This window comes from Roseibium sp. (assembly GCF_025698965.1).
Taxonomy (GTDB): Bacteria; Pseudomonadota; Alphaproteobacteria; order Rhizobiales; family Stappiaceae; genus Roseibium.
Genome location: NZ_JAILWL010000127.1, coordinates 1 through 13,845 on the forward strand (window position 1 = coordinate 1; position 13,845 = coordinate 13,845).

General features: G+C 55.2%; 14 protein-coding genes and 1 pseudogene. 6 read left to right on the plus strand and 9 right to left on the minus strand.

What is annotated here, in order from left to right:
• The 3 genes from K5905_RS12290 to phnD form a co-directional block, all read right to left on the minus strand.
• The coding region (locus tag K5905_RS12290; protein WP_367186960.1) for a PhnE/PtxC family ABC transporter permease at positions 1 to 431 on the minus strand (431 nt) is incomplete at its 3' end.
• Positions 428 to 1,201: a phosphonate ABC transporter ATP-binding protein gene (gene phnC, locus K5905_RS12295; RefSeq protein WP_297584176.1), complete on the minus strand. Its 774-nt coding sequence runs from the start codon at positions 1,199 to 1,201 to the stop codon at positions 428 to 430. The genes phnC and K5905_RS12290, both read right to left, overlap by 4 nt.
• Before the next feature lie 62 nt (positions 1,202 to 1,263).
• The gene (gene phnD / locus K5905_RS12300; protein WP_297584202.1) at positions 1,264 to 2,232 is read right to left on the minus strand and encodes a phosphate/phosphite/phosphonate ABC transporter substrate-binding protein; all 969 of its coding nucleotides are present in this window, start codon (positions 2,230 to 2,232) and stop codon (positions 1,264 to 1,266) included.
• Positions 2,233 to 2,492: 260 nt separating this feature from the next.
• Between phnD and K5905_RS12305 the strand changes: the two genes are divergently transcribed.
• Complete coding sequence (locus K5905_RS12305) at positions 2,493 to 3,224, plus strand: response regulator transcription factor (RefSeq protein ID WP_297584177.1); 732 nt, start codon at positions 2,493 to 2,495, stop codon at positions 3,222 to 3,224.
• Complete coding sequence (locus K5905_RS12310) at positions 3,221 to 5,731, plus strand: ATP-binding protein (RefSeq protein ID WP_297584179.1); 2,511 nt, start codon at positions 3,221 to 3,223, stop codon at positions 5,729 to 5,731. The genes K5905_RS12305 and K5905_RS12310 overlap by 4 nt, the downstream gene beginning before the upstream one ends.
• Before the next feature lie 220 nt (positions 5,732 to 5,951).
• Here K5905_RS12310 and K5905_RS12315 read toward each other — a convergent pair whose 3' ends face one another.
• Positions 5,952 to 6,284: a hypothetical protein gene (locus K5905_RS12315; protein WP_297584181.1), complete on the minus strand. Its 333-nt coding sequence runs from the start codon at positions 6,282 to 6,284 to the stop codon at positions 5,952 to 5,954.
• 341 nt (positions 6,285 to 6,625) lie between these two features.
• Between K5905_RS12315 and minC the strand changes: the two genes are divergently transcribed.
• From minC to K5905_RS12335, 4 genes are all read left to right on the plus strand, one after another.
• The gene (gene minC, locus K5905_RS12320) at positions 6,626 to 7,429 is read left to right on the plus strand and encodes a septum site-determining protein MinC (protein WP_297584184.1); all 804 of its coding nucleotides are present in this window, start codon (positions 6,626 to 6,628) and stop codon (positions 7,427 to 7,429) included.
• Between the two features lie 58 nt (positions 7,430 to 7,487).
• Positions 7,488 to 8,309, plus strand: a complete 822-nt coding sequence (gene minD, locus K5905_RS12325; RefSeq protein WP_297584186.1) for a septum site-determining protein MinD — start codon at positions 7,488 to 7,490, stop codon at positions 8,307 to 8,309.
• The gene (minE, locus tag K5905_RS12330) at positions 8,306 to 8,566 is read left to right on the plus strand and encodes a cell division topological specificity factor MinE (RefSeq protein ID WP_297584189.1); all 261 of its coding nucleotides are present in this window, start codon (positions 8,306 to 8,308) and stop codon (positions 8,564 to 8,566) included. The genes minD and minE overlap by 4 nt, the downstream gene beginning before the upstream one ends.
• A 129-nt stretch (positions 8,567 to 8,695) precedes the next feature.
• Positions 8,696 to 9,229: a hypothetical protein gene (locus K5905_RS12335; protein ID WP_297584191.1), complete on the plus strand. Its 534-nt coding sequence runs from the start codon at positions 8,696 to 8,698 to the stop codon at positions 9,227 to 9,229.
• Between the two features lie 64 nt (positions 9,230 to 9,293).
• Here K5905_RS12335 and K5905_RS12340 read toward each other — a convergent pair whose 3' ends face one another.
• The 5 genes and pseudogenes from K5905_RS12340 to prfC all read right to left on the minus strand — a co-directional run.
• Positions 9,294 to 10,562, minus strand: coding sequence for an MFS transporter (locus K5905_RS12340; RefSeq protein WP_297584194.1), 1,269 nt, complete (start codon positions 10,560 to 10,562; stop codon positions 9,294 to 9,296).
• Positions 10,563 to 10,826: 264 nt separating this feature from the next.
• Positions 10,827 to 11,672 carry a metal-dependent phosphohydrolase gene (locus K5905_RS12345; RefSeq protein ID WP_297584196.1) on the minus strand — a complete coding sequence of 282 codons (846 nt, stop codon included), beginning with the start codon at positions 11,670 to 11,672 and terminating at the stop codon, positions 10,827 to 10,829.
• A gap of 274 nt (positions 11,673 to 11,946) precedes the next feature.
• Entirely contained in the window at positions 11,947 to 12,435 is a 489-nt protein-coding gene (locus K5905_RS12350; RefSeq protein WP_297584198.1) for a GNAT family N-acetyltransferase, read from the minus strand.
• Between the two features lie 159 nt (positions 12,436 to 12,594).
• The gene (locus K5905_RS12355) at positions 12,595 to 13,335 is read right to left on the minus strand and encodes a class I SAM-dependent methyltransferase (protein WP_297584200.1); all 741 of its coding nucleotides are present in this window, start codon (positions 13,333 to 13,335) and stop codon (positions 12,595 to 12,597) included.
• Positions 13,336 to 13,603: 268 nt separating this feature from the next.
• Positions 13,604 to 13,845: pseudogene (prfC, locus tag K5905_RS12360) on the minus strand (peptide chain release factor 3); the annotation flags it as partial.

Genomic DNA, 13,845 nt, shown 5'->3' on the forward strand with positions numbered 1-13,845 from the left:
AAGATACCCGCGAACGGACCAAATCCTACTGCTTTCACAAAGACGATGGCGACAATCACGGGATGAAAACTGCGGGCAATGATGATGACCGCCCGCCCGAGATAGTAGATCGGCAGCGGCGCAATGTTTCTTGCCGCCATGAAGGCGATCGGTATTGAAAGCACAATACCGCCAACGGTGGCCAGGATCGCGATCTTCAGGCTCTCCAGAAAGCCGTCAATCAGCAGTCCGCTGCGCTCGAAACTAGGTGGGAAAGCCCCCCCGAAAATCTTGCCGGCGCGTGTCAGACCCTGTGCAGCGCGGTCCCAGTCGATCGGCAGTGTCGCGAGTGTGGTAACCCCATATATCGCAATCGCTGCATAAAGACCGTAGCGCAGGACCGGATTTGCAATGAAGGGCTGCTTGCGCCAATGATCCCTCACCGCGCTCATGCCGCCGCATCCTCGACCTGACGGTCGGCATGCGGAATGCCCGCATAGATCTCGTGCATGGCCTCGTCGGTCAGGGCGGCTGGCAGGTCGTCGAAGATGATGCGGCCGTAACGCATGCCGACGATCCGGTCGCTGAATTCCTTGGCTTCATTCACGTTGTGAATGTTGATGATGACCGGCAGTTTCAATTCGTTTGCCAGATCGCGCAGCAGTGTCATGATCTGTTCGGACGTTTTCGGATCCAGCGATGCTGTCGGTTCGTCGGCAAGCAGTATTTCGGGTTGCTGCATCAGGGCCCGGATAACACCTACACGCTGGCGCTCTCCACCTGAAAGTTCATCGGCGCGCTTGTTGGCATAATGCGCAATACCGACGCGTTCCATCAGCTCGAACGCCCGTTGAATGTCTTCCTTCGGATACCGGCGGCTGAGTGCGGCCCAGGTTGAGATATACCCCAACCGTCCACTCTGGACGTTTTCCATAACCGTCAGACGGTCAACCAGATTGAAGCTCTGGAACACCATTCCCACACGGCGCCTTGCAATGCGCAGGTCGCGCTTGCCGAGAACGGTGAAATCGGTGCCGTTCAGAACGACTTTTCCGGAAGTCGGTTCAACCAGGCGGTTGATACAGCGCAGCAGTGTACTCTTGCCCGCCCCGGAAGATCCGATCACCGAGACGACCTGTTCACCCGCGACCTCAAGGTCCAGATCCTTAAGCACAGGATCCCCGGCCCCATAGCGTTTCACGAGGCTCGAAATTGTAAGCATGTTTTACCCCATAATGAGCGGCCCGCCAGATAGATTCCGGCGGACCGTCTGATCAACTCACCTTATTTGGCAAGGCCCTGCGGCGTGTATTCAACACCGTTGCTGGCCTGGATCTGCCGGATAACGGCCCATTGATCCTTGTAGGTGATCGGGATGAACTTGCTCACGCCCTCAAATTCCTCACCAAGCTTGTTGCCTTTGAAATCAAAGGTGAAAAACGCTTCCTTGATCTTCTCGACCAGGGCCGGATCAAGATCGTGCGCAACATTGAAGGAAGTTGTCGGGAATGGATCGCTTTCCCAGACGAGACGAACTTCTGCCGGGTCGTAAAGTCCGCGATCGGCCATACGTTCAACAACTTCGGAAGCCACCGGGGCAGCGTCATAGTCACCTGCGACCACACCCAGCATCGACTGATCATGGGAGCCGGAATAGATGACTTCATAGTCCTGGTCCGGCACAACACCGAGATCGGGGAAGAGCGCACGCGGGGCCTGATTACCGGAATTCGAGGTTGGCGAGGTGTGGGCGACACGCTTTCCGGCGAGATCGGCCGGGGTCTTGATGTCGCTGTCAGCCTGCGTATAAACCTGCAGCCGATATCCGAACTGACCATCGTCACCGCCCATTATGGCGAAAGGTACGGCCCCCGCGAGGTTTACCGCAAACGGTGTCGGACCTGTCGAGAAGCCCGCAATGTGCAGACGGCCGGAGCGCATGGCTTCAACTTCTGCGGAGTTGGACTGAACGGCAAAGAACTGAACGTCCTTGCCGGTCGCGTTTTCCAGGTGCTCGATGAAGGGCGCCCAGATATCCGCATAAACTGCAGGGTCTTCGACCGGCGTATAGGCAAAGACAAGTGTGTCCGGGTTGCTCAACTTGGCCGGATCAGACGGTGCATCGGCAACGAGGTCGCCGTTTGCGTCGCAATAGATACTGTCCAGCGCCCCGCGATTGGAACACTCTTCGGCCTGAGCTGCGGAGACAGCAAAACCGGCCACGAAAGCCACGGAACCGAGCCGGGCCAACAGATTTTTCATATTTTCCTCCCATCAAGGATCGATCCGCCCCGCAGAGAATTGCAAGGCCACTTTGAAAGACCGGGGTCAGACTAGCGGCAGGGCGTGGAGGAAAACGAGCGGTGAACTGTTAACAGAAACCATGCCACTGGGCTTTTGTGTTAACAGTGTTACAGCCCCCATAGAAGCACTGAAACATTTGTAACGAAAATCTGGCCTTGCCCTCCGCTCTTCATGTTAGACAGCTCAATAGATTGCAAATGAGCGGCGGCATGGAAGTAAGTGCGAAAAAACCTGTAATAGCCATTGTCGATGATGATGCGGATGTGCGCGAAACACTTTCCGCTCTGATGGAAACAAGCGGTTTCGCGCCCGTTGTCTTTCATGACAGCAACAGCTTCAAATCCTCCGAAAGCCTTCAGGATTTCGATCTCGCTCTGATCGACTTGCGGCTCAGGGCAGAGTCTGGTCTCGCGCTGGCAATTCATATTCGGGAGACAAGCGAACTTCCCATAGTCATGCTGACGGGTGTCGGTGACGAAATCGACAAGATCATCGGGTTGGAAACGGGCGCCGACGACTACCTTATGAAACCGTTCAACCCCAGGGAACTGGTGGCTCGTATCCGCGCGGTTCTAAGAAGGTACGGACACGGCGTTTCCACCGCAACCAAGGTAGGCCAGGATCAGGAAATCGTCTTTGGCGACAAAAAGGTCAACCTCAAACGCCGTGAGCTGCTGGATCGGAACGGAGATGAGATTCCGCTGACCAACGCGGAATATATCCTGTTGGAATATTTCGTGAAAAATCCCGATCGCATCATTCCCCGCACGGATCTGATGCGTGAAATCGGCAGCGATATGCAGCGCTACGTGGACCGGACCATCGACGTTCTCATCCTGAGGCTGCGACGAAAAATCGAGAGCGTCCCTTCAAAACCGATCCATCTGCAGACCCGGCGGGCTCAAGGCTATATCTTCGTGCTTCAGGCTGATGCGTCATGACTACGACCCGGCTCCGGCAACCCAGTATCCGGTCTCTGCTTCTGTCGGCAATCGGTCTGTTGCTGATCAGCATTCTGGTCATCGGCACAATCGCTCTTTTCACGCTCAACAACGCGGAGGAACGTCTCGGAACGTTTCACGACCAGACCCTCAGGGAAGTTGCCGACGCTCTCGAACTGTCAGGCAGCGCCTCCCAGCTCGCGACGTCGGCACCGTTCCTGATGACGCTCGGTCCGAGTTTCCAGCTGGAAAGCGAAGCGCGCGAAGTCCTGAAGACACTTGCACATATCGAAAAGCTGGGAGGGGGAGCACCAGAACTCATGCGTCCCCTCTCCCGCATCCATGTGGCAATTACGGACCTGGTCAAAGTGATGGCGCCACAGAACCGAAACGCGTCCATACTTGTCCTGATCGACCAGGATCTTGACCGTCTTCAAAGGCGGTTTCGCAGTCTGGCGCAGGCACCTGATCAATCGCCCCAGGACCGGCAGAGCTGGTCTTCGCTGCAGCAGCTTGTGATGACCGCGATTGGAGCGTTGCGCAGTCAGGAACTGATCAAGATCGGCGAACACCAGCGGAATTTCCGGCATATCAGACAGGAAGTCGCCCTTGCCACCCCTCCTCCCGTTCTCGCAGCCCTGCGCGAAGTGGAGGACGTCGTGGAGCGAAGAGGTGATCTGTTTTCGCTCCGTTTTTCCGGCCTTGCGGCAAGGCTGGATGCTGAAAACGCAATCTTCAGGATCCGCACTGAAGTTGCCCAGGTGAACGCTTATGCGCTGCAGAAAGTTGCCGATGCCCAGTCCAGGCTTCAAGTGTCGCGCGACCAGACAACCACGAGCATCGGCTTTGCCAAAGCTGTCATTCTTGTCCTGACCGCCATCAGCATGATTGTCGCCGTTGGCGCTGCCCTCTTTGTCTCCCGTTACGTTGTCGGCAATCTGCATCAGATCACCGACGTCATGCGCCGACTTGCCGCCGGAGACCTGAAAGCGCGGTTGCCGAAAAAGGCTGGTTCCTCGGATGAGATCGGACAGCTTTCGGAAGCCTTCCGCAAGTTCCGCTCCAACGCCTTGAGGCTCGACAGAAAGACAAGGGAGGTCTGGCGACGGAACGAACTTTTCACAACGGTCTTCCAGAACATCAGCGACGGGGTCGCAGTTCTCTCCCCAAGTGGTCAGATTATCGCCGAGAACGACCGTGTTCGCGAATTGATGCGACTGGAGCCCGCCGGCGACGACGACAGGCTGTCCTTGCCGGACCTTATCGAAAACTCCTCGTTTGAAAGACGCTCCAACGAAAATGATCGGGCCGGATTTGGCGAATATGCCGACCCTTCGGGGCATGTTCTGGAAGTTCGCCAATCTGCGCTGCCGGACGGCGGGTCCGTCTGGCTGTTTTCCGAAACGACGGAGCGAAAACGGATCGATGAGCGACTTGAGGAAATTCGGCGCGTCGAGAGCCTTGGCAAGGTAACGGGTGAAGTCGCCCACGACTTCGGCAACATCCTGTCGACAATCTCCGGCAACCTTCACCTGCTGGAAGGCGAATTGTCACCGAAGACATCCAAAATGCGTGCGCGGATCAATGACGCTGTCGAGCTTGGCGTGTCCTTGATCGAGAGATTGCTGGCATTTGCCCGAAAGCAGCATCTGGCGCCACAGGAAACGGACATCGCCGCTATCGCGGAAGGGATGGAAGATCTTCTTTCCATGGCTCTGCCGCAGGCCGTATCACTTTCCATCAAATGCGATGAGGGGCCGATTTATGCCCGGATCGATCCTGGTCAGCTGGAAAGCGCGATCCTCAATCTATGCGTCAATGCGGGCCAGGCTATCTCGGACAAAGGACATATCGAAATCGGCGTCTCAAGACAGGCGGATGGACGGATACTGCTGTCCGTCAGCGACGACGGCTGCGGTATGGATACTGAAACGCTCCGTCAGGCCGCCGAACCTTTTTTCAGCGCGCGCCCAGACGGTGAAGGCACTGGGCTGGGATTGTCCATGGTGCATGGTTTCGTGCACCAATCCGGAGGGTCGCTTCAAATCGACTCCCGCCCAGGTCATGGAACCTGCGTCAAGCTGTTCCTTCCGCAGCAAACGGGCTTGCCTGACGTTCCTGTTTCGGGAGCCCATTGCGGGGAAGCCCTTGTCGTTGATGACGACCCCAAGTCAGCAAATACAATTTCCATCTTGCTGGAAAACTTGGGCTTTTCGGTCGCAACGGCCTGCACTTATCAGGAGGCAGAGGACCGGATACGGCGCAAAAACGCCGTGAAGGTCATGGTCACTGATCTTCAGCTCGACAACGGTCGCTCGGGTTGGGACCTGGTTCGGCAAACGCTTGATCAACACCCCGATAGCGCTGTCATTGCCGTGTCCGGACATTTGCCGAAAAACGACCCGTTGGATACCAGCTATCATGACAGGTACGCAAAGTTTCCGAAACCTGTCAACGAGGCGGAGATCGCGAAATACCTGGCTCGTATTCTAGTCAACCGGGCCTGAAATTCGTCTCATTCTGCAGCATGCTTCGAACGAATTTCGGAACTAAAAGGTGACTTGTAAGTGCCGGCTTCCAGCGTGGTTTTCAATTTCACCACGCCAGATCAAGACCGGGTCAAACTCTCACCACATCAAGCTCTCAGATGATGGGCTGATCGGTTTCCCCTTGTCAGAAACACTGCGATGCAACGGACTGTCAAAGAAGAAATCCGGCAGATTTTCTTTATACGAAAACGCGCGCCAGAGCCGCTACGGCGAGCGCCGTTGCCGCCCGCTTCGGACCGTCAAACTCCGCAGTGGTCTGTCCGGGCACCCTCAATTGGACGCTATTAAGATCCGTAGCGTCCAAATGATCCAGATCAGCGGATTTGGCGGCTTCTTCGGCGGAGAAACGAATTTCGTCAAGCATACGCACGAGGCTTTGCCAAATATGGAGAGGTGGAGCCTCATTTGTGCTGCACCAGCGAACAACCTCATCTTCAGTTACATTGAAAGCTGCTGCCGCCTCTCCTTCCGAGAGGCCTATGTAGCCCATTATATCACTGAAATTACTCATGTTCTCCTCAAGACGTTAAAACGCCCCATACATCTGCTTTTGTATATTGCATTGCAGTATGTCAAAAATCCAACCGTTTACAAGAAATTAGTTAACTGGTGTCCCGGCAAAGCTGTTCACGTTTCGTGATGGACATGATTCTCACCGTGATCATCGGCATTTCTTTCAGGTCCCTATCCCGCCTTTTCCGTGATCGGCTAGGTGGAACCGCCAATTGCCTGAAATTGCATATGAAAATTGATATCGGTGGAAAACGGCTGGCTGCCTAATTGTCGGGTTCGGTTAATGTTACGTTTATAAGACCAAATCAATTCAACACTTGATGCCGTCGGACCTCTTAAATGAAGTTCAAGGGAAAATCCTTTATTGCCATCGTGCTTGCACCCGAGCCCCCCTTTGCCGACTGGTTTCGGGAAATCGACCGCATCACCTCACGTTCACCCGGTTTCTTTATCGACCGGCCGATCATTCTTGATGTCCGGGGCAGCAAAATCCCGATTGAGGATCTTGAAGACCTGCTGGAAGGTCTGTCCAGTCGATCCATTCGCGTCATGGGGATTGACGGCGTGGCCGGAACCCGGCTGAAACCTGGAATGCCGCCGAGCTTTTCAGGTGGCAGGCTGGCTTCGGACGTGGAAGTGCCAAATCCTTCGGGCAATGCCGACAAGTCCGGTGACAATGGTTCCGGCGAGGAGTCGGGTAAGAAAACTCAGGCCGATAACAAAAGCAGCAAGGACAATAGCAACGGGGCGGCTGAAAGCGACAGCTCCGAAACTGAAGCTCCACAAATCGCAGCGCCGGCGAGCGAGGACAACGGTTCCTCGATCGTGATTACAGAACCGGTCAGATCAGGGCAGAGCATCCTGCATCCTGATGGCGATGTAACGGTTATCGGATCAGTCAGTTCCGGAGCCGAGATCATTGCGGGCGGTTCGATCCATGTCTACGGAACATTGCGTGGCCGGGCGTTGGCGGGTGTTGCCGGCAAGGACAGCGCCCGTATTTTCTGTTCCAGACTGGATGCGGAGCTGGTTTCGATCAACGGTCTTTACAAGGTCGCGGACGATTTTGACGGAAAGCTGCGAAATTCCGCGGCACAAATCCGCTTCGAAAACGAGTCACTGGTCTTTGAAGAGCTGAACTAACCACCGCCCTGGTGCACAGGATGTCGCCAGCGCTGACAACGAAAACAGGACAATTACCATGAGCAACGCTACCGTCGTTGTGGTCACGTCAGGCAAAGGCGGCGTGGGAAAAACGACCACTACTGCGGCAATCGCCTCGGCGCTCGCCAAAGAAGGCTACCAGGTTTGTGCCATCGACTTTGATGTTGGCCTGCGCAATCTCGATTTGATCATGGGTGCCGAACGCCGTGTTGTGTTTGACCTTGTCAACGTCGTCCGCGGCGAAGCGTCGATCAAACAGGCATTGGTTCGCGACAAAAAGCTCAACAATCTCTATTTGCTGCCCGCATCCCAGACCCGGGACAAGGACGCGTTGACCGAAGAAGGTGTTGCCAGCGTCATAAACGAGCTGCGGATGTATTTTGACTGGATTGTTTGCGACAGTCCGGCCGGTATCGAACGGGGTGCGACCCTTGCGATGCGCCACGCGGATGAAGCCATCATCGTGTCAAATCCCGAAGTTTCATCCGTTCGTGACTGTGACCGGATCATCGGGCTTCTGGATGCCAAAACCAAAGTGGCCGAAGATGGTGGCCGCATGCCCAAGCACCTGATGATCACCCGCTACGACACGGAACGCGCCAAGACTGGTGACATGCTGGCAACCGACGATGTCGTCGACATTCTTTCGGTGCCGCTGATCGGTGTTGTTCCGGAGAGCAAGGATGTTCTGAAGGCATCGAATGTCGGCTTGCCGGTTACCTTGTCGGACGAAAACTCACCACCGGCAAAAGCTTATCTGGAAGCAACCCGCAGATTGCTGGGTGAAGACATTCCAGTCACGATCCCGGAAGAGAAGAAGGGGCTCTTCGGCAAACTCTTCAAAGGGAGGGCCGCATGAACATCCTGAACTTCTTTGGCAAAAGGAGTGAAAGCGCTTCCGTTGCCAAGAACCGGTTGCAGATATTGCTCGCCCATGAACGAGCCGACAACGGCACGGACGCCGCATTGATCTCAAGCCTCAGGGAAGACATCCTGGCCGTTGTTGCCAAGAAAATCGACATCGACCCGGATTCAGTTCGACTGGAAATGGATCGTAACGGTGATGTCACGACGCTTGGTATCGACATCGAGTTGCCATCGGCCCGTGCCTCCTGATCCAGGCAGCGTCAACGCTGAAGGAACCTGAGACGCCAGACCGGTCTGGCGTCTTTTTGTTATCTCAATTTTGCCTTTCTGGTCTGCTGCAGTACACGCTGAAATCGCATTGTGCATGGGAGGCACCATATGTTTGACACTTCAAAAGCCTGTTTGCTGATGGCCGTCAGCCTGACGTTGGGTATCTCGACACCTTTGCTCGCCGAGGAAAGCAATCCGGAAATACTCGGATGCCTTGATGCCGTCGGCACCTATCTTACAAAGCGCACAGTCACGATTGACGAAAAAACGAGGGTCGATCGCGGCCTGATCGCGCTGACAAATGGCGGACACGCGTTTGTCACCGATTCCGCTGAAGGGGGTGTTGCGGGTTATCAACCGTTTTCGGACGGGCGTGGAAGCTGGCGCTGTCTTGGACACGAAGACGGCAAGTCGAAACTGAAGATCGTCATGTTCGACTTCACGACGTCGCCAGACGCGAACGCGGACCGGTACATGGCCCGCGTCACGACACTGGCTGACGCAGACCCGGAAACCGGCGAGGTGACAGGGTTAACAACCGTAGAATTCCTGGCAATCGATGCCTCGCCTGACACTACAGACACGGTTCGTCCGTCCGTCGGATATGATTTTACAGGTGTCAGGCTCGAGGTTGCCGAATAAACGGCACTTGAAACAAATCAGATGGTCCGGGCAGGCTCTCGACAGGTTTTCAAGTCGGCGCTGCCTATCCGCTTTCTGCGTTCCTGATCAGCTTCGGCAGGCGCAAGATCACCGGAATGGAAATCAGCGTTGCCACGATCATGTAATAGACTGGCGCGTAGTCGTCTCCGGTCCTTTTGACAAGATAGGTGGCAACCATGGGCGTGGTGCCGCCAAAGACCGCAAGGCAGATATTATAACCGAGCGCCACCACGCTGCACCGCAAGTGACTTGGGGCGATCCGTGTCAGCGCGGTGATCGACAGTGCCCATCCAGCGGTGCTTGTCAGGGTCAATCCGAATTGGCCGAGAAAGACCGGCAGCGTCTCTGCACGATGCATCAACCACCAGCACGGCCACGCCAATAGCAGGGTCCCTATTGCTCCGGCCATAAACACCGGCCGCAATCCGAACTTGTCTGCCGCCAGACCACAAACCGGCACGAACAAGGCCATGATCACAAGATTGGCCGTTGTGATATCCAATGCAGCTGCTGAGGTGAAATCGGCTTCTGAACTCAGGTAGGACACGGCATAGACATAAATGACGAAATAGATCACCGATGTCGGGATCAAGAGCAGGACCATCTGACCGATCAATGCCAGATGATCTCGCAGACTTTCCCAAATTGGTGAAATGCCCTCTTCGGCATCTTTGGTCATCACCGTTTCACTCAGGCTTGTGCGCAGTATTGCACTGAATACGGCAACGACGGCGCCAAGAAGAAATGGCAACCGCCAACCCCAGTCCGACATTTGCTCGGAAGACAGAATGGAACTGAAGCCGGCAGGAACGGCAGATCCCAGCACGCAGCCCCACATCATCGCAAATGCGACCCAGGCGCCTGTCAGCGCCCGACGTCCCGTTTGGGCCTGCTCGACGAGCAACACGCCGGACGCGGTATATTCTCCTGCGACGGAGATGCCCTGAACAATGCGGATCAGAACCAGAAGGATTGCAGCGGCAACACCGATTTGCTCATAGGTTGGCAAAGCCGCAATGGCCAGCGACCCGCCCCCCATGAGCAACACGGAGATCATCAAGGCGGTCTTCCGGCCGATCCGATCACCAATATGACCAAATATCACACTGCCAATCGGCCGCGCCGCATATCCGACCGCCAACACAGCGAAAGCGGACAAGAGTGAGGCCAACTTGCTTTCAGAGGGAAAAAACAGGGTGGCAAGTGTCGGGGCAAGAAAGCCATAGACCGTGAAGTCGTACCACTCAAGAACGTTACCGCTTGCTGCCGCAACGATGGAACGAGGTGTGAGTGATGATTTCTTATCCGCCACAAAGGCCTCTCTTTCCATCCGGCTTCGGTTTCGCCATCGCGTTCGTGAGCAGGCTTGTTTCCACGTGCCGATCTAAAAAGCCAGCGAATTCATCAAGACTGGAACTCTGAATGAAAGACACGGCTGCTCACTTGGACCACTGTAACTTTTGTCGAGCTTAGCGCGACGGTACGGGAGAGAGAAGGACGAATGCCGATACCCTGCAACTCAGTGGTTGTCGGAATTTTTGTACCGGAGAATTGCCAGATCGCACTTGTCCTGGCGCTATTTCTGGGGACCAAGCAAAGCCATGTCGCGCTCTGCAAGGAACAGATTTGAATAGAGATTGGCGATCCACTGACGACCCGAAGCTGTGACCTTCAGATACTGGATAGCTTTCTGGATACAGGGCGCGACGCTGTTCCAATAAAACTGCGGATAGCGATGCACAAGGTCCGCGGGAGTGTCATAGCCGAGTTGTTTGTTGAGACCAGCCTCTTCGAATTCATAGTAAAGCGCGTTGGCTTTTCGAATATAATGCGGATCGCCGAGCTGACCGATTAAGTCAGCGGCTCTCAATATGTTTGCTTCTTCCCCCAGCGTTTCTTCGTCGTCGGGAAACTTGCCGGGGAACCGGGTGCCTTCCACTGCATCGGCCACTCTTTGCGGATCCAGCAGTTCCGTGTGCTGAATCCGCTCAAATACATAAAGCCGGGAACGGTCAACGTGATACGGGGTCAAAGACGCGTCCGACGCACCGCGCGGCAACTTGACCTTGTCGCCTGTATCGTTGACGACAAAGCCGTCCTGATCATCGCCAGGCAAAATACCACGCACATAACCGATATCGTGCGTCAGGCATGCAACGATCACATGGGCATAGTCCGTCGGCTCCATTTGCGTATGCAGCGCTCGGCCCCGCATTATGTCGTGACCGGCCATCGTAACCAGCATGGTGTGCTCGGCATTGTGGTAAAGCGCATCGCTGTTGCCGATGCATTCCATGGCGATCCTGGCAAATGACGGCACAATTTCGGCCAGTTCAGCGTCCGATTGACCAAAACGACGTTGAACATAAGCTGCCAGAAAATCGCCAAGTGTGTCGGCTGCAAGCTCCGGTATCGTAATCATTTTCAGTTCAATCCCGGAAAAATGTCTTTAAAAATTGCAATTAGCTCCAATTTGGCACTGTTTCAAAAGTATATGTCAAGCTTATGCCAACCAAAGATTACCGAAAACTCCGATCAAATTTTTTGGCTCACACGGTTTTTCCTCGATTAGTATCCAAATAACCTTCTAGATTATCCAATCAAATTCCGGAAATCGGTTTACCCGCAACTTCTCGTCTATTGCCGATTGCTTGCAGCTGCGTCACCTTCAAGAATAGATCCAATTTTCTTCCGACTTACTCGTGTCGGTGCCCCTTCAAAAATGTCTTCCCCATTTCCGAAGTCTGTGCCCAGCCGTCCTTTTCGTAGAGCGGTCGACCCTGCTTGGTCGCATGAAGGATCGCGTAGTCAAGGCCACGCTTTTTGAATTCGCCATCGGCGGCCTGCATCAGTTTCCTGGCGATCCCCTGCCCGCGGCATTCCGGTTCGACGAACAGATTGAGGACATAGCCGCGTTTTGCCGCAAGCGGGTGCAAAGGATGCGGCGGCCAATCGATTTCCATCAAGCCGACAGCACCAATGGGGTGGCCATCCACCTCGGCGACGAACCCGAAATAGCTGCCGTCGTCCAGGCTTTGCCGTTGCCAATCGCGATAGGTTTCTGCCATGTCGGCCAGGGTCTGGTCCGGGTGCCCGGACGCGCGAAACATTTCCTCACGGTGCCGGCAGACCAGGTCGCAATCGGCGGGCGCCAGTGGGCGCAAGGTGAGAGGCTTTTTGGTCATTTCGGCAATCTCTGAACCCTGTCAGTCACGGGATTTGGCATCACCGATAAACCAAATCGGGATAACAGGGTAGCCCGTTATCCAGCTTTGCAGGACAGCCGCCACAAGTTGTTGTGCCGAATGGGGATCCTGTTCCAATTGAAGACAGTCGCCAAGAGATCAGCCGGGCTTTTCTGCCGATAGGACAACGCAGCTGGGATTGTCGAGATACCAGGCCCATTCCTCGTTCAGTTTTTCCTGGTCCGGCGGAAACTTCAAAGCGTGCCATTCGATATTGGTGAGACCACCCTCTTTCAGGGCGTCCTCATGCTCCTGCCGGCTCCACTGCCAGATCGGCACTTCAAAATCCTTGATGATCAATGTGTAAGCTGGAGGATCAACAATGCCATACCGGAACCCGATCCGCTCTTCCATGTCGTCCGGCGCATTGGTGAAGTCGTAATCAGGGTTGATCGCATAGGTTACGAAGCGACCATCGTCTTTCAGATTGCGGCCGATGAAACGCCCCATCAGACCCAGTTCCTCGAGGCTTTGGGCATAGTGGAACAGATACATGGCGGTGACGATGTCAGCGTGTTCCGCCCATTCGAACATGTCGTCAGCGGCACTCACCTTGCCGTAGGTCACCATATCCGGGAACGCCTCGGGCTCACCGGCAGCGTTTTGCGCATTGGCCCGCTCCAGCATTTCAACTGAAATATCAAGCCCCAGTACTTCGACTGCCCCTCCATGGGCGAGAATGCGGGTCAGGCGGCCATCCCCGCAAGCCAGATCCAGTACTCGCTTGCCTGAAACCGGACCAAGGACATCCATAAAAACCGTCCACTCAAGCAACCGGTAAGGGTTTTCGGAAACTGCCTGTTTCAGATAGGGCGACGGGTTCTTGTCATAGTCAGCCATTGCGCACCTTGCTTTGCCTTTACGGCTTGCCGTCAGGAGGAGCCAGTGATCGAAACAGCAGACAGGATATCGCGAAATCCCGTTAACACGCAAAAAGAGCAATCGGATCAGATCCGAACGTCATCGTAACTCGCCAAAGCCTGTCGATTGAGGGCAAGGATTTCTGGCATCAGGTAGAAGTCTCCGGTCACCCTGGCAGGGGTCGTCGGAGTTATCTCAAGTGATTTCGCCAGTGGGGAATGACCCCGCGATACGGCGCTATCCCAACTTACGCCTCGTAGACGATCTCACGGGTTTCGCGGAAGGTCACGTCCGGAAACTTCTCAGTGACATGACCGACTTCCCAGGCGTTCTTAAACAGGAAGACCGGCTTGTCGTCGCGGTCGTTTGCGATCGACATGCGGTGACCTTCAAGCATCTTCTGAAGTGTCTGGCTGTCGGTCTCGATCCAGCGTGCCGTTGTGTATGGCACGGCCTCGAAGCCGATTTCCGTGCCATATTCTGCCCGAA